Source organism: Acidovorax sp. FW305-C-20-28 (genome assembly GCF_058783375.1).
This window is the reverse complement of record NZ_JBYSYM010000004.1, coordinates 148,057-165,246: the sequence shown is the minus strand read 5'-3', so window position 1 is coordinate 165,246 and position 17,190 is coordinate 148,057. Positions and strand designations below refer to the sequence as shown.

The following is a 17,190-nucleotide window of genomic DNA, read 5'->3' as shown; positions in this document are numbered from 1 at the left end:
GTACGCGCCGACTCAGGGCGCGGCGCCCGAGGCCTGCGCGACAAAGCTCGCCAAGGCCCGCATGTCCTTGTCGCTGAGCTTGTCGGCATAGGACGGCATCACGCCGATGCCCGCCTTCAGCGCGCGCAGCACACGCTCGGCGTTGGGCTTGAGTTCGTCGAGCACGGGCCCGACCTGGCCTTCGGCACCCGCCGCCTGCAGCGTATGGCACACGCTGCAGGCAGGCTGGATCTTGCCGAACAGTTCCTTGCCGCGTGCCAGCTCGCCGGCATCCGCGGCCCAGGCGCCGCCGCTTGCCAGCGCCAGCAGCACGGCGGTCAGCGCGGTGCGCAAGACCTGCGCCCCCTCACGCGACCACCACGGTCACGCCGTGGTCGCGCCAGCTGGTGTTGTTGTAGCCCCCCAGGTTTTCCTCGCGCTGCTCGGGCTGCACATTGCCGGCCGTATCGGTGGCACGGCTGAGCAGCGCGTGCGAGCCTGCGGCCAGGCGCACGGGCAGCACGAACTGGCGCCAGGCAAAGCGACCCAGGTCGGGGCCGATGAGCTGGGCCGCCTGCCAGGTCTTGCCGCCATCGACCGACACCTCCACGCCCTTGATGCCGCGCGTGCCGCCAAACGCCACGCCGTGCACCTGCACCAGGCCGGCCTTGAGCGTGCCCTGCTCGGGCAGGGGACCGTTGATCCAGGACTTGGTCGTCATCTCCCACACCGAGGGTTGGTCAGGGCCGGCCTTGGTGCCCGGCGGCGACATGCGGTAGCCGTGCGACATGATGCGCGCCTGCGACTGCTCGGCCCCGAAGACCACGCGCTTGACGTACTTGATGTTGTTCACGCCCTGGTAGCCCGGCACGATCAGGCGCAGCGGCCCACCGTGGGCCAGCGGCATGGGCTCGCCATTCATCTCCCAGGCCAGGATGGCATCGTCCAGCGCCTTGATGGGCACCGAGCGCTCGACCACCACGGTGAGCGGATCCACCCCCTCGGGCAGCTTTTCACCGCCCGTGCCCGTGAGGTAGGCCGCGCCGCCGGCCAGGCCGCCCAGTGCGGCCACCACATTGCGCAGCGGCACGCCGCTCCAGACCACGCAGCCGGCGGCGCCCACGGTCCACGGCGTACCGCTGGGCTTGCTGGGGAAAAAGCCGCGGCCGTTGCCCGAGCATTGCAGCACCGTGGTCACGGTCTCGATGCCGAGGGTGCGCAGTTCGGCCAGGGTCAGCGCACGGGGCGCCTTCACGCCTTCGATGGAGACGCTCCAGGCATCGCGGTCGGCCACGATGGCGGCATCGGGTGCCGGCAGGTTGTTGCGGATGTACAGCTGGCTCGACGGCGTGACCACCCCCGTGCCGAAGGCCCCGCGGCGCGTCTCCAGGGTGCTGCTGCTGTGCACGATCAGGCTGCCGGGGTTCTTCCATCCCGCATAGGCGGGCAGCGGCTTGGCCGCCGCTGCCGGCTCGGTCTGGGCGTGCACGCCCCGGGTCCATGCGGCCAGTCCCAGGGCACTGAGTGCGGCGGCGCTGCCAGTGAGCAGGTGCCGGCGTGGCAGGGTCGCGGGATTCTTCATGGGACGTTCCTCCAGAGGTTGCAAAGCCAAGGGTTCCGCAGCGGGGCCGACGACAAGGGCACCAAGGCGGGCTTATTCCATTCTGGTATGGGACGCTGGATTCCCCCTGGGGGTTTTGGAGAGCAGGTGTAAGAAATGGCAACACTGCAATGAAAGACGTGTGTCCGGTAGCGCCCTGGTGCATATTTGACATTGGCTGACAGACCGCTGAGGAGAAGCCATGTACCGCACACCGTACCGCGCCTTGCTGTCCCTGGGGCTGATGCTGGCGCTCAGCCCCCTCGCCCAGGCCCAGCTCACGGCCATCGTGGCCGTGGAGCCCACGGCCAAGAAGGCGGCCCACAGCATCCTGCGCAGCGCATTCGAGTCCGGCCTGTCCAAGGCAGCCGGGCAATCGGCCACCGTGGCCACCAGCGAAGACCTGGCCGACGTCATGCGCGCCACGCGCAGCGCGGGCTATGACGTGTTCGTCGGCCCGGCCCAGGTGGCGGCCTCGGCGCTGCAGCGCGGCTACGAGCTCGTGGGCGCCACGCAGAAGTCGGACCTGTACCTGCTCGTGGGCTCGGCCCAGGTGGCCAATGTGGCGGCCATGAAGGGCCAGCGCCTGTACCTGCCCCAGCAGGATTCGATCTACACCTACATGGCACGCGGCATGCTCAATGAAGCCGGCCTGTCGTTCCAGGACCTCAAGTCGGTGCTGCACGAGAAGCACCCGCAGGCCGGGCTCAGTGCGCTGGTGCTGGGCAGCACCGATGCCACCGTGGTGCGCGCCGACGACTGGGCCGAATGGTCGGCCACCCACAAGGGCCAGGCGCGGGTGCTGGCCACGTCGCAGCCGGTGCCGGGCGGCTTCTCGATCGCCGTGAAGAAGGACCTGCCCGCCGACGTCAAGGCGCGCCTGGGCCAATGGTTCGCCTCGGGCTCCAGCGCCGCTGGCCTGAACCCCATCGCCTTGCGACCCGAAGCGGGCGAGTACCGCCGCGTGGCCGAGCTCGGCCTGTTCACCCCCAACAGCCTGCCCGGTGTGAACCGCATCACGGCGCGCGAGGCACAGAAGCTGCAGGCCGAAGGCGCCGTGGTGGTCGACACACGCACCGAGAAGGAATTCAAGACCAAGCGCATCCGCGGCGCGGTCTTCGCGGCCTATGTGGAAAAGAGCCTCAAGGACGTGGCCTTCAACGCCGCGCAGGATGACTTCCAGGCCCTGGAGAAGGTGGACCGCAACAAGCCGGTGATCTTTGCCTGCAACGGCGCCGAATGCTGGAAGTCCTACAAGGCGGCCAAGGTGGCCGCCAGCAAGGGCTACAAGACGGTGTACTGGCTGCGCGGCGGCCTGCCCGAGTGGGATGCCGATGGCCTGCCCACGGAAAGCAACGGACCCGCCGGCTAGTGTTCTGTCCCGTCAGGTGAAGACCGTGAGCACCCCGGTGTAGCCGTACAGGTGGTGGCGCGCGATCTCGCCACCGGCAAAGAAACCGGCCAGCGGCACATCGCCCAGCGCATGCCGCACGATCTGCAGCTCGGCACTGGGCCCGCCGAAGTGGGGGCCGCCACGGCCTGAGCAACTGACATAGATGGCGCCGCGGATGCGCCGCCCGCTCTGCGCAGCGGCCGCCGCCGGGCCATGGGCGGCCGCGCCGGGCGCTGGCACCATGGTACGGCCGGCCTGGTCCTGCGACGCCAGCGGGGCGGGTTCCAGCTCCTCGGGCTCCAGCTCCTCGCGGATCTCGGCGCAGATGCGCATCAGGTCGGCACGGGCCGCCGCCACGTTGCGCTGGCAGAAGGCCAGGCGCATGCCGGGCTCCACGCGGTCGCCCAGGGCCACCCCGCGCCGCGCGCCGTCCAGGCCCACGATGTGGCGCACACGGGTATCGGTACCGAAATGGCCCGTGCGCTGCTGGCCCTGGGGCTGCGCTCCGGCATCCACCAGCCCGGCCAGCGTGGCGCGCACCTTGCGCAGCGCGGGCTGCGGATCACCGTCGAGCGAGACCTCCAGGGTGTCGAGCAGCACATCGAGCGCGGGTTCGCCATCGAGCTGCAGCACCACGTTCTCGTGCGCCGCGGTCACGCTGCGCAGCGGCCCCACGGGCTGGCAGCCCTGGGTGACGCGCGAGACCAGGGCCACCTCGGCACCAAAGGCCACGCCCGACAGGCCGCCATCGAAGACCCCGCTGGCGCCCCCCTGCCCGGCCATGTTGCCGTCGCCACCGACCGCGAACTGCACGCTCGCGCCCCGGCTGGCGCAGAGGCCGCCGAACAGGTAGCCGGCCTCGGTGCGCGCCGCCATCTCGGCCAGCAACTCGGTCAGCTCGGGCGTGTGGCCATCGGCATGCACCAGCGCCGTGTGGGCCACGAAGCCGCCCACCGGGTGGAGGGGCAGCGGGGCCACGCCCGAGAACACGCGGTACTGGTCGGGCGGCACATCGAGCAGCATCACGGACAGCGCAGGCTCGTCGAAATACTCGGCGTTGTTCGCGGCCACGCCCACGCCCACGGTGCCGCTCCAGTCGGTGACCTCGGGCAGTTCGCCGGCCAGGTAGTCGAGCAGGGCCTGGGCCTCGCCCGCATAGTGGTCGGTGATGTAGAGCAGGCCCAGCGTGGGAGCGCCCGCGTACTCGGGCAAGGCCATCTGCGCACGCAATTGCGCCAATGCCAGGGCCGCGGCCATGCGCCACTGGGGGTGGGTGGCGTGGCCGGAGGGAAAGAGTTTCATGGTGTGTGTCTTCTCGCAGGCAGGTGCGCGGTGCCCAGCCGCGTGGGACGCACGGGCCGGTGTCAGCCGGCGCTCTTGCGCGGCGCGCGCTTGGCCGCCGCGGTCGTCGTCTTTTTCTTCGCCGCCGGACGGGACTTGGCTGCAGGCTTGGCGGCAACCTTTGCGGCGGCGGGCTTGCGCTCGCCCGACATGGTCTTCATGCCCTTGGAGGCGAACTGGCTGGCCATGCCGGTGGCCGTCTTCAGGGCCTCCTTGGCCAGGCCGGTGGCCATGTTCTTGGTGGTGTCGAGCGCGGTCTGCTTGGCCGCGTCCTTCATGGCATTGGCCGCGATCTGCTGGAACTGGCCGGTGAGCGCCCCCCACCACTGCAGCGGGTCGACCACGGAGGCCTGGGGTGCAGCAGCCGCCTTGGCCTTTTTCGCCTTGGGGGCCGCCGCCTTGGCCGGTGCAGCCTCCTCGGGCGCGTCGTCCTCTTCTTCCTCGTCCTTCGCGCGGCCCGTGACGCGCGCGGCCGCGCCGGCCACGGCCTCGGCCGCGCCACTCACGGTGTCGGCCGCCTTCTGCACGCCGCTCATCACCGTGTCGGCGGTCTTGAGCTTGAAGGCATTGGCCACGTCGCCCATGCTGAAGTTCATGCCCTTGAGGGTGGCCAGGGTCATCTTCTGCACCTCCAGCGCCTGGATGGTGGCGGCCAGCGCCCGCGAGTTCTGCTCCAGCCAGAACTGCACGGCCTTGAGTTCCTCGATGCGCTTTTCGAGCTCTTCGACGCTGATGGTCGGTGCCACCCAGTTGGACAGGTTGGGCAATTGCGGGATGCTGTTGGTCGCACCCTTGGCCAGGCTCTGCAGGAAATCAAAGCCGGGGACGAATTTGCCGAAACCGAAGTTGGATGTGTCGCTCATGGCCGCTCCGCAAGAGGTGGGGGTCTGTGGTGGTGCCACAGCTTACCCCAATGCACAGGGACTTGCGATGGCCGCCAGGCGCCCAGGGATCAGTGTTTGTGCCCATGCGCGTGCGCTGGCGCACCCGGCGCAGCGCCGGGCGCACTGGTGGCCACGGGCACGGTCAGTTCGAGCTTGCTGTCCACGCCCTTGGCGTCCTTGAAGCTCAGCGTGAGGGGCACGGTGCCGTCCTTGGCCAGGGGGGCCTTGAGGTCCAGCAGCATGATGTGAAAGCCCCCGGGCTTGAGTTCCACGGCCTTGCCGGCAGGCAGCTCCAGCACGGGCACGGCACGCATGCGCATCACGTCGCCGTCGAGCTTCATTTCATGCACCTCGGTCACGCCGGCGGCGGGCGAGGACGCCCCCACCAGGCGCGCGCCCTGCGGGGCGGTGAGCGTCATGAAGGCGCCGGTGCCCTTCTGGCCGGGCACGCTGGCACGGGCCCAGGCGCCATCGACCTTCACGGCGGCAGGGGCCTGGGCCCACGCAGCACCTGCGAGCAGGGTCGACAGTGCCAGGCCGGCAAGGGTATTCATGCGGAACATCATGGGGAAAACTCCTGAAAACGGGAAAGAGGGCCACGCACCCCGGGGATCGCAAAACCAGTCCAGGGGGCGCCCTGCGTCATCTGCGCGACGCGGCGCAGTCTGCCACGCCCCTAATATCCACACAAAAGGACACTGGAAGGAGACTACCCCATGCTCACCCTCTGCGGCTTTTCGGCCAGCAACTACTACAACAAGGTCAAGCTCGCCTTGCTCGAAAAGGGCGTGCCCTTCACCGAGGAGCTGGCCTGGATCGGCGAGACCGACCGCAGCGCCAGCCCGCTGGGCAAAGTGCCCTACCTGCGCACGCCGAACGGCACGCTGTGCGAGTCGGCCGTGATCGCCGACTACATCGAATCGGCCTACCCCGAACACCCGCTGATCCCGGCCGACCCGCTGGCCGCCGGCAAGGTGCGCGAGCTGATCACCTTCATGGAGCTGCACCTGGAGCTGGTGGCGCGCAACCTCTATCCTCAGGCCTTCTTTGGCGGCACGGTGAGCGAAGCGGCCCGCGAGAAAGTGGGCATCCAGCTGGCCAAGAACATCGCGGCCTTCGCCCAGCTCACGAAGTTCACGCCCTACATCGGGGGCGACCACTTCACCGCGGCGGACTGCGCGGCCATCGTGCACCTGCCGCTGGTGTCGTCGGCCACCAAGATCATCTATGGGCGCGACTTCCTGGCCGAACTGCCGGTGCGCGAGTTCCTCACGCGCATGAACGAGCGCCCCCATGTGGCGCGCGTGAATGCCGACCGCAAGACGAACACCGCCGAAATGCTCGCCAGGCCGAAGTAGCCCCCCTGAGGCGCTGCGCGCCTTCCCCCCCGAGGGGGACGCCGCCCCTGCGGCGGGGCGGCCCTTGCACGGCGGCACTGGCCTTGGCCGCGCCAGTTTCTCCTGTGGCGCGCAACGCGCAGTGCCGGGTGTCCGAGTCCGTGGGTGGTGCCAGCGGCTGCTATCCTGCACCGATGCACAGTCTTTTCCATCTCGCCTTCAACGTCACCGACCTCGACGAGGCCCGCCGCTTCTATGGCGGCGTGCTGGGCTGCCGCGAAGGCCGCAGCACCGACACCTGGGTCGATTTCGATTTCTTCGGCCACCAGATCTCGCTGCACCTGGGCACGCCGTTCACCAGCGCCGCCACCGGCCATGTGGGCGAGCACCTGGTACCCATGCCGCACTTCGGCGCCATCCTTGAATTGCCCGCCTGGAAGGCCGTGGCCGAGCGCCTGAAGGCCGCAGGCACGCAGTTCGTGCTCGCGCCGCAGGTGCGCTTCGAGGGCGAGCCCGGCGAGCAGTGGACGATGTTCTTCTATGACCCGAGCGGCAACCCGATCGAGATGAAGGGCTTCCAATCCATGGAGCAGGTGTACGCGGCCTGATCGGCCCGGCCCCTGGCCAGGCGCAGGGGCGGTAGCCACCGCCCCTGGCCCTTTCAGCGCCGCTGCATCAGCGGCATGCTTCCCAGTGCGAACACCGAGTTGGGCACGCCCAGGCCCGCCAGGCGCGGCTTGGGCTTGGCCGTGGGCACGGCGCGGGCACGCTGCGGCGCCGGCTCGCCGGACTCCACCACCACGCCACGCGCCAGCTCCTGCGTCACCAGTTCCGCCAGGGTCACGGACTGCAGGTACTCCATCACGCGGCTGTTGAAGGTGATCCACAGCTCGCCCGTCATGGCTTTCATCTGCGCCGCCTGGCCCTGGGCCAGGCTCTGGGTGTCATCGCCCTTGAGGTTTTCCACCGCCAGGATGATGTCGGCCACGGACACCTGGTCCGCACGGCGTGCCAGCGTGTAGCCGCCGCCGGGGCCGCGCGTGCTGTCCACCAGCCCGGCGCGCCGCAGCGCGCTGAACAGCTGCTCCAGGTAGGACAACGAAGTGCCCTGGCGTGCACTGATGGTCGACAGTGCCACAGGACGCATTTGCTGGCGCAGCGCGAGATCGGTCATGGCCGAAACGGCGAGCTGCCCTCGTGTAGTGATGCGCATCATTGACTCCTTGTGAACGTTGCATGGCCAGGTTTCGGTGCCCGGAATGGGCGTGGCGCGATCTGTCCATGTACGTACTCTAGGGATATTGACACTTCGCGTATATTCGATTTATTGAGATTTTTCCTTCGTTTTTTACGAAGTATTGGATTGCCATGAATTTCAAGCACCTGCGCTACTTCTGGACCACGGCCAAGGCGGGCGGCATCATGCGCGCGGGCGAGCAGCTCAACACCACGCCGCAGACGCTGTCGGGCCAGATCAAGCAGCTTGAGGAATGGCTGGGGCACGACCTGTTCAAGAAGCGCGGCCGGGGCCTGGAGCTGACCAGCGAAGGCCGCGTGGCGCTGGGCTATGCCGAGCAGATCTTTGCGCTGGGCGACGAGCTCGAAAAGTCCATCCGCCTGGCTCGCGGGCAATCGCGGCCGCTGGAGTTCCGCGTGGGCGTGGCGGACTCGGTGGCCAAGTCGGTCGCCTACCGCCTGCTGGAGCCGGCCCTGGGCCTGGCCGAGCAGGTGCACATGACCTGCCACGAGGGCAAGTTCCCCGAGCTGGTGGCACAGCTGAGCCTGCACCGGCTGGACCTGGTGCTGGCGGACGAGCCGGTCTCCAAGAAGATCGGCGTCAAGGCCTTCAACCATGCGCTGGGCAGCAGCGGCATGAGCTTTTTCAGCGCCCCGGCGCTGCGCCGCCAGCTCGACGGGGCGTTTCCGCAATGCCTGCACGGCGCGCCCATGCTGATCCAGGGGCCGCAGTCCTCGGTGCGCCAGCAGCTGGACCACTGGTTCAACAAGCACCACCTGCAACCGCGGCTGGTGGGCGAGTTCGACGACAGCGCGCTCATGAACGCTTTCGGCCGCGAGGGGCGCGGGGTGTTCACCTCACCGACCGTGCTGGAGGAGGAGACCCGGGCCCAGTTCGGCGTGGAGGTGATCGGCCGCTCGGGGGAGCTGGTGGAGGAGTTCTTCGCGATCTCGGTGGAGCGGCGCATCAGCCACCCCTGCGTGGCGGCCATCACCAAGGCGGCGCGCTCGGACCTTTTTGCAGGTTGACGGCGGCGGCGCACCTGCGGGCCGCCGCCGCCCTGCCGCCTAGGCGGCGGGCACCTGCACCTGGCGCGCGTAGGGCAGCGGCGCCACCGCGCCATAGCCTTGCACGGCCAGCGCGGCGGCTGCGTTGGCATAGCGCGCCGCGGTGAACACGTCGTCGCCCTGGGCCAGGCGGGCCAGCAGGTTGCCGCAGAAGCAGTCGCCCGCGCCTGTGGCGTCCACCGGGGTGACGCGCAGGCCGGCGATGCGCTCCCTGCGCTGGCCGTCGCTGGCCAGAGCCCCCTCGGCACCGAGCTTGAGCACCACCGTGGTCGCGCCCCGTGCGTGGCCCCAGTCGACGATGGCATCGGGGTCGGCGAGGCCCGTCAGGGCCTGCATGTCCTCCAGGCTGGGCAGGAAGATGTCGCACAGCGCCACCGCCTGCGCGATGCAGGCCTGGGCCCGCGCCAGCGGCCAGAGCTTCAGGCGCAGGTTGGAGTCGAAGGCCACCCGGGTGCCGGCCTCGCGCGCAAGGCGCATGGCCTCGAAGGCCGTGTCGCAGGCCTGCGGCGAAATGGCCAGCGAGATGCCCGAGAGGTGCAGGATGCGCGCGGCGCGCAGCACGGCCGCGGGCTCGCCGGCCAGCCACTGCGGCGTCATGCGGCTGGCGGCCGAGCCGGCGCGCAGGTAGCTGAACTCGTGCCCATGCGCCCCGTGCGTGACGAAGTAGATGCCCGTGGGGTGCTCGCCATCGCTCTGCACGCCGCGCACGTCCACGCCCTCGGTGCGCCACAGCGTGGCCAGGGCCTGGCCGAAGGTGTCTTGCCCGATGCGCGTGAGGTAGGCCACGCGGGCGCCGGCGCGCGCCGCCGCGATGGCGGCGTTGCTGGTGTCGCCGCCGAAGCCGCGCAGGTACTGCGGCTGGCCGGGGTGGACCTGGTTGAACTCGACCATGGCCTCGCCTAGCGCGGCCACGTCGAAGGCTTTGCCCGCAGAGGGTGCGCGGTGCTCAGGCACGGGGCTTGTAGGCAGTGACGTCGATCTCGACCTTGGCGTCAATCATGAGGCGCGACTCCACCGTGGAGCGGGCCGGGCGGTGGTCGCCAAAGCACTCCATGTAGACGCGGTTGAAGCTGCCGAAGTCGCGCGCATCGGCCAGCCAGACGCTGACCTTGGCCACGTCGGCCAGGGTGCAATCGGCCAGGGCCAGGGCGTCCTTGACGCGCTGGAACACCTGGCGCGTCTGCGCCTCGATGCCGCCGACGATGACCTGGCCCTGGTCGTCGGTGGGCACCTGGCCCGAGACAAAGACGAAGTCGCCGGCGCGCGTGGCGGGCGACAGGGGCCGCGCCTGGCGGTCGGAGGCGATGGGGGACTGGCCCAGCAGTTCTACGTGGCTCATGGATCAAGCTCCTTGTGTAAATTATTTACATCAAACATCCGAAAAAACCCGTTTGACTTTCACAAAAGGGTAATCTACGATGAAAAATGTAATGTTATTACTTATGGAGCCACGATGCAATCCTCATCCATCCGCGATTGGTTGACGCCCGGAATGCCTGTCCAGGCCGCCCGGCGCAGTGTTCTGGGCCTGGCCGCCAGTGCGGCCGTGCTCGTGGCCCTGGGGTCGGGCCTGCCCGCCCAGGCGGCCCCCGCCAAAGGCGGCGCGGCCAACCTGGCCATGGTCGGCGAGCCCCAGGGGCTGGACCCCATGGTGAGCACAGCCGACCTGGTCGGCACCATCATGCAGCACGTCTACGAGCCGCTGTACACCTTTGACGCGAACTGGGCCGTGGCGCCCATGCTGGCCGAAGGCCTGCCCACCGTCTCCAAGGACGGGCTGACCTACACCATCGCGCTGCGCAAGGAAGTGAAGCTGCACAACGGCCGCGACCTGAACGCGGACGACGTGGTGGCCTCGCTGCAGCGCTGGATGGAGCTGTCGCCCCGCGGCAAGTCGGTGGCCAAGGAAGTGGCCTCGCTCACGGCCAAGGGCCCGCTGTCGGTGGAGCTCAAGCTCAAAGCCCCCTATGCCCCGCTGCTGGCCCAGCTGGCCCTGCCCAGCGGCATGGCGGCCATCATGGCCAAGGAGAGCATTGCGCCGCAGCTCAAGGATTTCGTCGGCACCGGCCCCTACAAGTTCAAGGAGCGCCGCCCCGACCAGTTCACGGTGCTGGTGCGCCACGACACCTACAGCGCGCGCAAGGAGGCACCGAGCGGCTACGCCGGCCGCCGCGAGGCCCTGCTCGACGAGCTGCGCTTCGTGCCCGTGCCCAATGCCAACACCCGCGTGGAAGGCGCGCTGTCGGGCCAGTTCCAGTACGCCGACCTGCTGCCCGTGGAGGCCGCGGGCCGCATCGAGAAGGGCGCGCCGGCCGTGGTGCCCATCGTGACCAAGAACTTCGGCTTCCCTTACATCGTCTTCAACACCAAGGAAGGCGTGCTGGCAGCGCAGCCGCTGCGCCGCGCGGTGCAGACCGCCGTGGGTGCGGGCGAGCTGATGGCAGCCGGCTTTGGCGACAACCGCTTCTTCGTGGTGGAGCCCAACTTCTTCCCCAAGGGCACGCCCTACTACGCCGATGCCGGCAGCAAGCTGTACAACGAGCGCAACCCACAGGCCGCCAAGGACCAGGCGGCCAAGGCCGGCTACAACGGCCAACCGGTGCGCATCATGGCCAGCCGGCAGTACGAGTTCCACTACAACATGGCGCTGGTGATGTCCGAGCAGCTCAAGAAGGCCGGCTTCAAGACCGAGCTGCAGGTGGTGGACTGGGCCACGCTGGTGCAGCGGCGCAACGACGCCAAGCTGTGGGACGTGTACTTCACGCACTCGGGCCTGTTCCCCGAACCCATGCTCTCGCCACCGCAGCTCGGTGACGGCGCACCGGGCTGGTGGGACTCCCCGGCCAAGAAGTCTGCGCTCGCAGCCTTCAACCAGGAGACCAATGTCGCCAAGCGCGGGCCGCTGTGGGGCGCAGTACAGCAGGTGGTGTACGACGAGGTGCCCTTCATCGAGGTCGGCAAGTTCAACGGCCTGTCGGCGCGCTCGGCCAAGCTCGAGGGCTACACCCCGGCGATCTGGCCCTTCTTCTGGAACACGGGCCTGGCCAGGTAAGCCCCCTCTGCACGAAGGTTCGTTGCCATGCGTTTTCTGATGACCCGCCTGGGCGGTGCCCTGGTGGTGCTGGCCCTCGTCGCGGTGCTGGTGTTCGCGCTCACGCGCCTGGCCTCGGGCGACCCGGTGGCGCTGCTGCTGGGCGACCAGGCCACGGCTGCCGACATCGCCGCGGCGCGCGTGCAGTACGGGCTGGACAAGCCCCTGCCCACGCAGTTCGTGCTCTGGGTGGGCGAGCTGCTGCAGGGCAACCTGGGCCAGTCCATCTTCCTGCAGCGCCCGGTGGCGCAGGCGCTGCTGGAGCGCGCCGAGCCCACGCTGTTCCTCGCTCTGTTCGCGGTGGGCATCGCGGCGCTGATCGGCATCCCCTGCGGCATGGCGGCGGCCATCTGGCGCGGCAGCCCGGGTGACCAGGCGCTGAGCGGCGTGGCCATGCTGGGCGCCAGCGTGCCCAGCTTCTGGCTGGGGCTGATCCTGATCCAGCTGTTCGCGGTCAAGCTCGGCTGGTTTCCGGCCTCGGGCTATGGCGATCCTTCGTCGCCGCTGGCCGAGCGCCTGTCGCACCTCTTGCTGCCTGCGCTGGTGTTGGGGCTGCTGAACTCGGCGCTGATCATCCGCTTCACGCGCGCCTCGATGCTCGACATCCTGGGCGAGGACTATGTGCGCACCGCGCGCGCCAAGGGCCTGGCCGAGCGCACGGTGATGGTCAAGCATGTGCTGCGCAACGCGCTGGTGCCCATCGTCACCGTGCTGGGCCTGACCCTGGCGCTGATGATCGGCGGCACCGTGGTGACGGAGACGGTGTTCAACCTGCCCGGCGTGGGCAACCTGGTGGTGCGCGCCGTGCTGCGCCGCGACTACCCGGTGATCCAGGGCACGCTGCTGGTCATCGCCGCCATCTACGTGTTCATCAACCTGGCCATCGATTTTCTGTACACGCTGGTCGATCCGCGCATCCGGCTGGAGGGCAAGTGACATGTGGCAACGCCTGATTCGCAATCTCCGGGACTACTGGCTGCCGCTGGCGCGCCGCCTGTTCGCACGCAAGGTGGTGCTGGCCTCGGCCATCGTGCTGGCGCTGGTGGTCGTGGTGGCCACGGTGTTCCCCTGGGTGTCTGATGCCGACCCCAACGCCATCTCGATCAGCGAGCGCCTGAACGCGCCCTCGGCCGCGCACTGGGCCGGCACCGACGAGCTCGGGCGCGACGTGATGCTGCGCATCGTGCACGGTGCGCGCTATTCGCTGCTGATCGGCGGGCTCACCGCCGCCGGTGCCGTGCTGCTGGGCACGCTGCTGGGCATGTTCGCGGGCTTCTTTCGGCGCCTCGATGCACCGCTGATGCGCGTGGTGGACGCGATGATGTCCTTCCCCGACATCCTGCTGGGCATCGCACTGGTGTCCATCCTGGGTGCCTCGCTGTGGAACGTGATGCTGGCGCTGGTCATCGTCTACACGCCGCGCGTGGCGCGCGTGGTGCGGGCCAGCACCCTGGTGCTGCGCGAGCTGCTGTTCGTGGACGCGGCGCGCGCCCTGGGCGTGCGCACGCCGCGCATTTTGCTCAAGCACATCCTGCCCAACCTGGTCTCGCCCATCCTGGTGCAGGTGACCTTCATCTTCGCCTATGCCATCCTGGCCGAGGCGGGCCTGTCCTTCCTGGGCGTGGGCGTGCCGCCCGACATTCCCACCTGGGGCACCATGATCGCGGGCAGCCTGGAGTCGGCCGACCGCGCGTTCTGGACCATCCTCTACCCGGGCCTGGCCATCGTGTTCACCGCCTTGTCGCTGCAGATGCTGGGCGATGGCGTGCGCGACCTGCTCGACCCCAAGCTCAAGAAGGCCGCATGAGCTTCTTTCACCGACCCACGCAAGCGCCCGCCCCTGGCGAGCGCGTTACGAAGGCACCCACCCCATGACCACCCCCACGGCTGCCCGGCTCGAAGTGCAGGGCCTGTCCACCTCGTTCGCCACCGACGCCGGCCGCATCCAGAGCGTGGCCGACGTGTCCTTTGCCATCCACCCGGGCCAGACGCTGGCGCTGGTCGGTGAATCGGGCTCGGGCAAATCCGTCACCAGCCTGTCGCTGATGGGCCTGCATGCCAAGACCTCGCAGGCGCGGGTCGATGGCCAGGCCTGGTTCACCCGGCGCGACGGCCGGCGCGTGGACCTGCTGGCCCTGCCCGAGGCCGAGCGGCGCGCGCTGCGCGGCAATGAGATCGCGATGATCTTCCAGGAGCCCATGACCAGCCTGAACCCGGTGCTGACCGTGGGCGAGCAGATCGCCGAGTCGGTGCGCCTGCACCTGAAGCTCGACCGCAAGGCCGCCCTGGCCCATGCCCAGCGCATGCTGGAGCTGGTGGAGATACCGGCCGCGAAGCAGCGCGTGCACGAGTACCCGCACCAGCTCTCGGGCGGCATGCGCCAGCGCGTGATGATCGCGCTGGCCATGGCCTGCAACCCCACGCTGCTGATTGCCGACGAGCCCACCACCGCGCTGGACGTGACCATCCAGGCGCAGATCCTGGCGCTCATGGGCCGGCTGCAGAAGGAGACGGGCATGAGCATGCTGTTCGTGACCCACAACCTGGGCGTGGTGGCGCAGTACGCCGACGCCGTGGCCGTGATGTACGCGGGCCGCATCGTCGAGTCGGCCCCGGTGCACGATCTGTTCGCCCAGCCCGAGCACCCTTACACGCGCGGCCTGCTGGCCTGCCTGCCCGGCGTGGCCCGGCGCCATGCCACCGCCGTGGCCGGGCAGCGCCCGCGCCTGGTGGCCATACCGGGCCAGGTGTCGAGCCCGCTCGCGCCGCCGCCGGGCTGCGCCTTCGCACCGCGCTGCGAGCGCCGCATCGCGGCCTGCGATGCGCGCATGCCGGCGCTGTCCGACGGCAGCAGCAGCGAGGCCGGGCGCCGCGTGCGCTGCATCCGCGTGGGCGAGACCAGCGCGCAGGAGGTGGCCGCATGAACGCCGTGGAAATCGCCCCCGTGCTCCCGGGCGCGGCTGAAAACCTCATCGAGGTGCGCGGGCTGCGCAAATACTTCGGCAGCGGCACGCACCCTGTGCGCGCGGTGGACGATGTGAGCTTTGCCATCCGCCGCGGCGAGACGCTGGGCCTGGTGGGCGAATCGGGCTCGGGCAAGAGCACCATCGGCCGCCTGCTGACCCGCCTGGTGGACCCGACGGCAGGCCAGATGCTCTACCACGGCAGCGAGGCCGGTGGGCAGGACCTGGGCGGCATGAGCCAGGGCCAGTTCCGCCCGCTGCGCTCCAAGATCCAGATCATCTTCCAGGACCCGTACGCGAGCCTGAACCCGCGCATGCGCATCCGCGAAGTGCTGGGCGAGGCGCTCGATACGCACGGGCAGGCGCGCGGCGCGGCACGCCTGCCGCGCATCCACGAGCTGCTGACCCAGGTGGGCCTCAGGCCCGAGCACGCAGACCGCTTTCCGCACGAGTTCTCGGGCGGGCAGCGCCAGCGCATCGGCATTGCGCGCGCGCTGGCCGTGCAGCCGAACTTCATCGTGGCAGACGAGCCGCTGTCGGCGCTGGACGTGTCGATCCAGGCCCAGGTGGTGAACCTGCTGGGCGATCTCAAGGAACAGCTGGGCCTGACGCTGCTGTTCATCTCGCACGACCTGGACGTGGTGGAGTACCTGTGCGACCGTGTGGTGGTGCTGTACCTGGGCCGGGTGATGGAGATCGCGCCCACCAGCGCGCTCTACGCCAACCCCGCCCATCCCTACACGCGCGCGCTGCTCGCGGCCGCGCCCATCCCCGACCCGGCGCAGCGGCGTACCATTCCGCTGCTGCAGGGCGACCTGCCCAGCCCCGCCAACCCGCCCTCGGGCTGCGTGTTCCGCACACGCTGCCCGCACGCGGTGGCCGAATGCGCCAGCGCCGACATGGCCCTGCGCCCTGTGGGTGCCGAGCACTGGAAGGCCTGCTGGCGCGATGACATCTGACTGTGCAGCCCGGCTGCGCGCTCGCAACATGAAAAGACACCATGAGCACCACCACTGACTTCACCCTGGACGCCACCTGCAAGAGCTACCCCCTCGCCGCAGCGCCCTGCCGCGCCAGCGAGATCGCTGCACGCGGCTGGAACGTGCTGGCCGATGACCTGGCTTTCCCGCTCGCGGTGCTGAGCCGCACGGCCCTGGCGCACAACCTGGCCTGGATGCAGGACTTTGCCGCGCGCAAGGGCATTGCCCTGGCGCCGCATGGCAAGACCACCATGTCGCCCGAGCTGTTCGCGCAGCAGCTGGCCGCCGGCGCCTGGGGCCTGACCTTCGCCACGGCCTTCCAGGTCGCCACGGGCGTGGAGGCCGGCGCGCGCCGCATCATCATCGCCAACCAGGTGGTCTGCGATGCCGATCTCGATGCGCTCGATGCGCTGCTGGCGCGCCACCCGGACCTCACGGTCTGGTTCCTCGTGGACTCGCTGGCGCAGCTCGCGATGGTGGAGGACTGGAAGCAGCGCCGCGGCAGCGCCCGCATCTTCAACGTGCTGCTGGAGATGGGCATCCCCGGCCAGCGCACCGGTTGCCGCACGCTGGACGAGGCCCTGGCCCTGGCGCGCGCGCTGGCCGCGTCAGAGGCCGTGCAATTCGACGGCATCGAGTGCTATGAGGGCGGCGTGGCGCGCTGCGACAGCGAGCACGATGCGCGCGAGGTGACGGCCCTGGTGCGCCGCGTGCAGGAGGTGGCGCGCGCCTGCGACGGCGAGCACCTGTTTGCCAGCGAGCGCATCCTGCTCACGGCCGGCGGCTCTGCCGTGTTCGACCTGGTGGTGCCGCTGCTGCAGGCCCAGGGCCTGTCGCGCCCGGTGGAGGGTGTGCTGCGCTCGGGCTGCTACGTGACGCATGACCATGGCAACTACCGGCGCTTCCTCCAGAACGTGGAGCAGCGCGAAGGGCTCGATGCCTCACTGCGCCCGGCCCTCACGGTCTGGGCGATGGTGCAGTCGGTGCCAGAACCGGGCCTGGCCCTGCTGACCTGCGGGCGTCGCGACATCTCCTACGACCTGGAGATGCCCATCCCCGTGCAACTGGCGCGGCGTGGTGAGCGCACAGCCGTGGATGCGCCTGCGGGCTGGAGCGTGAGCGCACTGAACGACCAGCATGCCTACCTGCGCTTCGATGCCGCCACGGGCGACGCCGGCGCCCCCCGCGTGGGCGACCGCGTGGCACTGGGCATTTCGCACCCCTGCACCACCTTCGACAAGTGGCGCTGGATGCCGCTGGTGGAAGACGATGGCGCCGTGACCGGCGCCATCCACACGCGCTTCTGATGCGGGGCCGC

Annotated in this window: 18 protein-coding genes; 10 read left to right on the top strand and 8 right to left on the bottom strand. The window is 69.5% G+C overall.

Features of this window, described 5'->3' with window-relative positions:
* Positions 1–12: 12 nt before the first annotated feature.
* A complete protein-coding gene (sorU, locus tag AC3WOH_RS07240) occupies positions 13–333 on the bottom strand; it encodes a SorU family sulfite dehydrogenase c-type cytochrome subunit (RefSeq protein ID WP_007849651.1) in 321 nt (106 codons plus the stop codon).
* Between the two features lie 13 nt (positions 334–346).
* Positions 347–1,561: a SorT family sulfite dehydrogenase catalytic subunit gene (sorT, locus tag AC3WOH_RS07235; RefSeq protein WP_492228678.1), complete on the bottom strand. Its 1,215-nt coding sequence runs from the start codon at positions 1,559–1,561 to the stop codon at positions 347–349.
* Between the two features lie 220 nt (positions 1,562–1,781).
* On the opposite strand from sorT, the gene AC3WOH_RS07230 reads away from it, so the two are divergent.
* Complete coding sequence (locus AC3WOH_RS07230) at positions 1,782–2,951, top strand: rhodanese-like domain-containing protein (protein ID WP_492228677.1); 1,170 nt, start codon at positions 1,782–1,784, stop codon at positions 2,949–2,951.
* Positions 2,952–2,963: 12 nt separating this feature from the next.
* Here AC3WOH_RS07230 and AC3WOH_RS07225 read toward each other — a convergent pair whose 3' ends face one another.
* From AC3WOH_RS07225 to AC3WOH_RS07215, 3 genes are all read right to left on the bottom strand, one after another.
* Entirely contained in the window at positions 2,964–4,274 is a 1,311-nt protein-coding gene (locus tag AC3WOH_RS07225) for an FIST signal transduction protein (RefSeq protein ID WP_492228676.1), read from the bottom strand.
* Between the two features lie 62 nt (positions 4,275–4,336).
* The gene (locus tag AC3WOH_RS07220) at positions 4,337–5,176 is read right to left on the bottom strand and encodes a PhaM family polyhydroxyalkanoate granule multifunctional regulatory protein (protein ID WP_492228675.1); all 840 of its coding nucleotides are present in this window, start codon (positions 5,174–5,176) and stop codon (positions 4,337–4,339) included.
* 89 nt (positions 5,177–5,265) lie between these two features.
* Positions 5,266–5,760 (bottom strand): copper chaperone PCu(A)C, encoded by a 495-nt coding sequence (locus AC3WOH_RS07215; RefSeq protein WP_492228771.1) that lies wholly within the window; start codon positions 5,758–5,760, stop codon positions 5,266–5,268.
* A gap of 153 nt (positions 5,761–5,913) precedes the next feature.
* Here AC3WOH_RS07215 and AC3WOH_RS07210 point away from each other — a divergent pair, with 153 nt between their 5' ends.
* Both AC3WOH_RS07210 and AC3WOH_RS07205 read left to right on the top strand, forming a co-directional pair.
* Complete coding sequence (locus AC3WOH_RS07210) at positions 5,914–6,555, top strand: glutathione S-transferase (protein ID WP_492228674.1); 642 nt, start codon at positions 5,914–5,916, stop codon at positions 6,553–6,555.
* Between the two features lie 173 nt (positions 6,556–6,728).
* Positions 6,729–7,142, top strand: a complete 414-nt coding sequence (locus AC3WOH_RS07205; RefSeq protein ID WP_492228673.1) for a VOC family protein — start codon at positions 6,729–6,731, stop codon at positions 7,140–7,142.
* A gap of 53 nt (positions 7,143–7,195) precedes the next feature.
* Here AC3WOH_RS07205 and AC3WOH_RS07200 read toward each other — a convergent pair whose 3' ends face one another.
* On the bottom strand, positions 7,196–7,747 hold the full coding sequence (locus AC3WOH_RS07200) for an Rrf2 family transcriptional regulator (protein WP_184860307.1): 552 nt from the start codon (positions 7,745–7,747) through the stop codon (positions 7,196–7,198).
* 155 nt (positions 7,748–7,902) lie between these two features.
* Between AC3WOH_RS07200 and nhaR the strand changes: the two genes are divergently transcribed.
* Positions 7,903–8,799, top strand: coding sequence for a transcriptional activator NhaR (nhaR, locus tag AC3WOH_RS07195; RefSeq protein WP_184860305.1), 897 nt, complete (start codon positions 7,903–7,905; stop codon positions 8,797–8,799).
* 39 nt (positions 8,800–8,838) lie between these two features.
* Here nhaR and AC3WOH_RS07190 read toward each other — a convergent pair whose 3' ends face one another.
* Both AC3WOH_RS07190 and AC3WOH_RS07185 read right to left on the bottom strand, forming a co-directional pair.
* Positions 8,839–9,792, bottom strand: coding sequence for a sugar kinase (locus AC3WOH_RS07190; RefSeq protein WP_492228672.1), 954 nt, complete (start codon positions 9,790–9,792; stop codon positions 8,839–8,841).
* Positions 9,785–10,177: a RidA family protein gene (locus AC3WOH_RS07185; protein WP_492228671.1), complete on the bottom strand. Its 393-nt coding sequence runs from the start codon at positions 10,175–10,177 to the stop codon at positions 9,785–9,787. Before AC3WOH_RS07185 ends, AC3WOH_RS07190 begins: the two co-directional genes overlap by 8 nt.
* Before the next feature lie 114 nt (positions 10,178–10,291).
* Between AC3WOH_RS07185 and AC3WOH_RS07180 the strand changes: the two genes are divergently transcribed.
* The 6 genes from AC3WOH_RS07180 to AC3WOH_RS07155 all read left to right on the top strand — a co-directional run bounded on the left by AC3WOH_RS07180 (position 10,292) and on the right by AC3WOH_RS07155 (position 17,179).
* Positions 10,292–11,890 (top strand): ABC transporter substrate-binding protein, encoded by a 1,599-nt coding sequence (locus AC3WOH_RS07180; protein WP_492228670.1) that lies wholly within the window; start codon positions 10,292–10,294, stop codon positions 11,888–11,890.
* Positions 11,891–11,917: 27 nt separating this feature from the next.
* Positions 11,918–12,865 carry an ABC transporter permease gene (locus tag AC3WOH_RS07175; RefSeq protein WP_492228669.1) on the top strand — a complete coding sequence of 316 codons (948 nt, stop codon included), beginning with the start codon at positions 11,918–11,920 and terminating at the stop codon, positions 12,863–12,865.
* Position 12,866: 1 nt separating this feature from the next.
* Complete coding sequence (locus AC3WOH_RS07170; protein ID WP_184860295.1) at positions 12,867–13,736, top strand: ABC transporter permease; 870 nt, start codon at positions 12,867–12,869, stop codon at positions 13,734–13,736.
* 64 nt (positions 13,737–13,800) lie between these two features.
* A complete protein-coding gene (locus AC3WOH_RS07165; protein ID WP_492228668.1) occupies positions 13,801–14,853 on the top strand; it encodes an ABC transporter ATP-binding protein in 1,053 nt (350 codons plus the stop codon).
* A complete protein-coding gene (locus tag AC3WOH_RS07160; RefSeq protein WP_492228667.1) occupies positions 14,850–15,851 on the top strand; it encodes an ABC transporter ATP-binding protein in 1,002 nt (333 codons plus the stop codon). The genes AC3WOH_RS07165 and AC3WOH_RS07160 overlap by 4 nt, the downstream gene beginning before the upstream one ends.
* Before the next feature lie 41 nt (positions 15,852–15,892).
* On the top strand, positions 15,893–17,179 hold the full coding sequence (locus AC3WOH_RS07155) for an amino acid deaminase (RefSeq protein WP_492228666.1): 1,287 nt from the start codon (positions 15,893–15,895) through the stop codon (positions 17,177–17,179).
* The last annotated feature ends 11 nt before the right edge of the window (positions 17,180–17,190 follow it).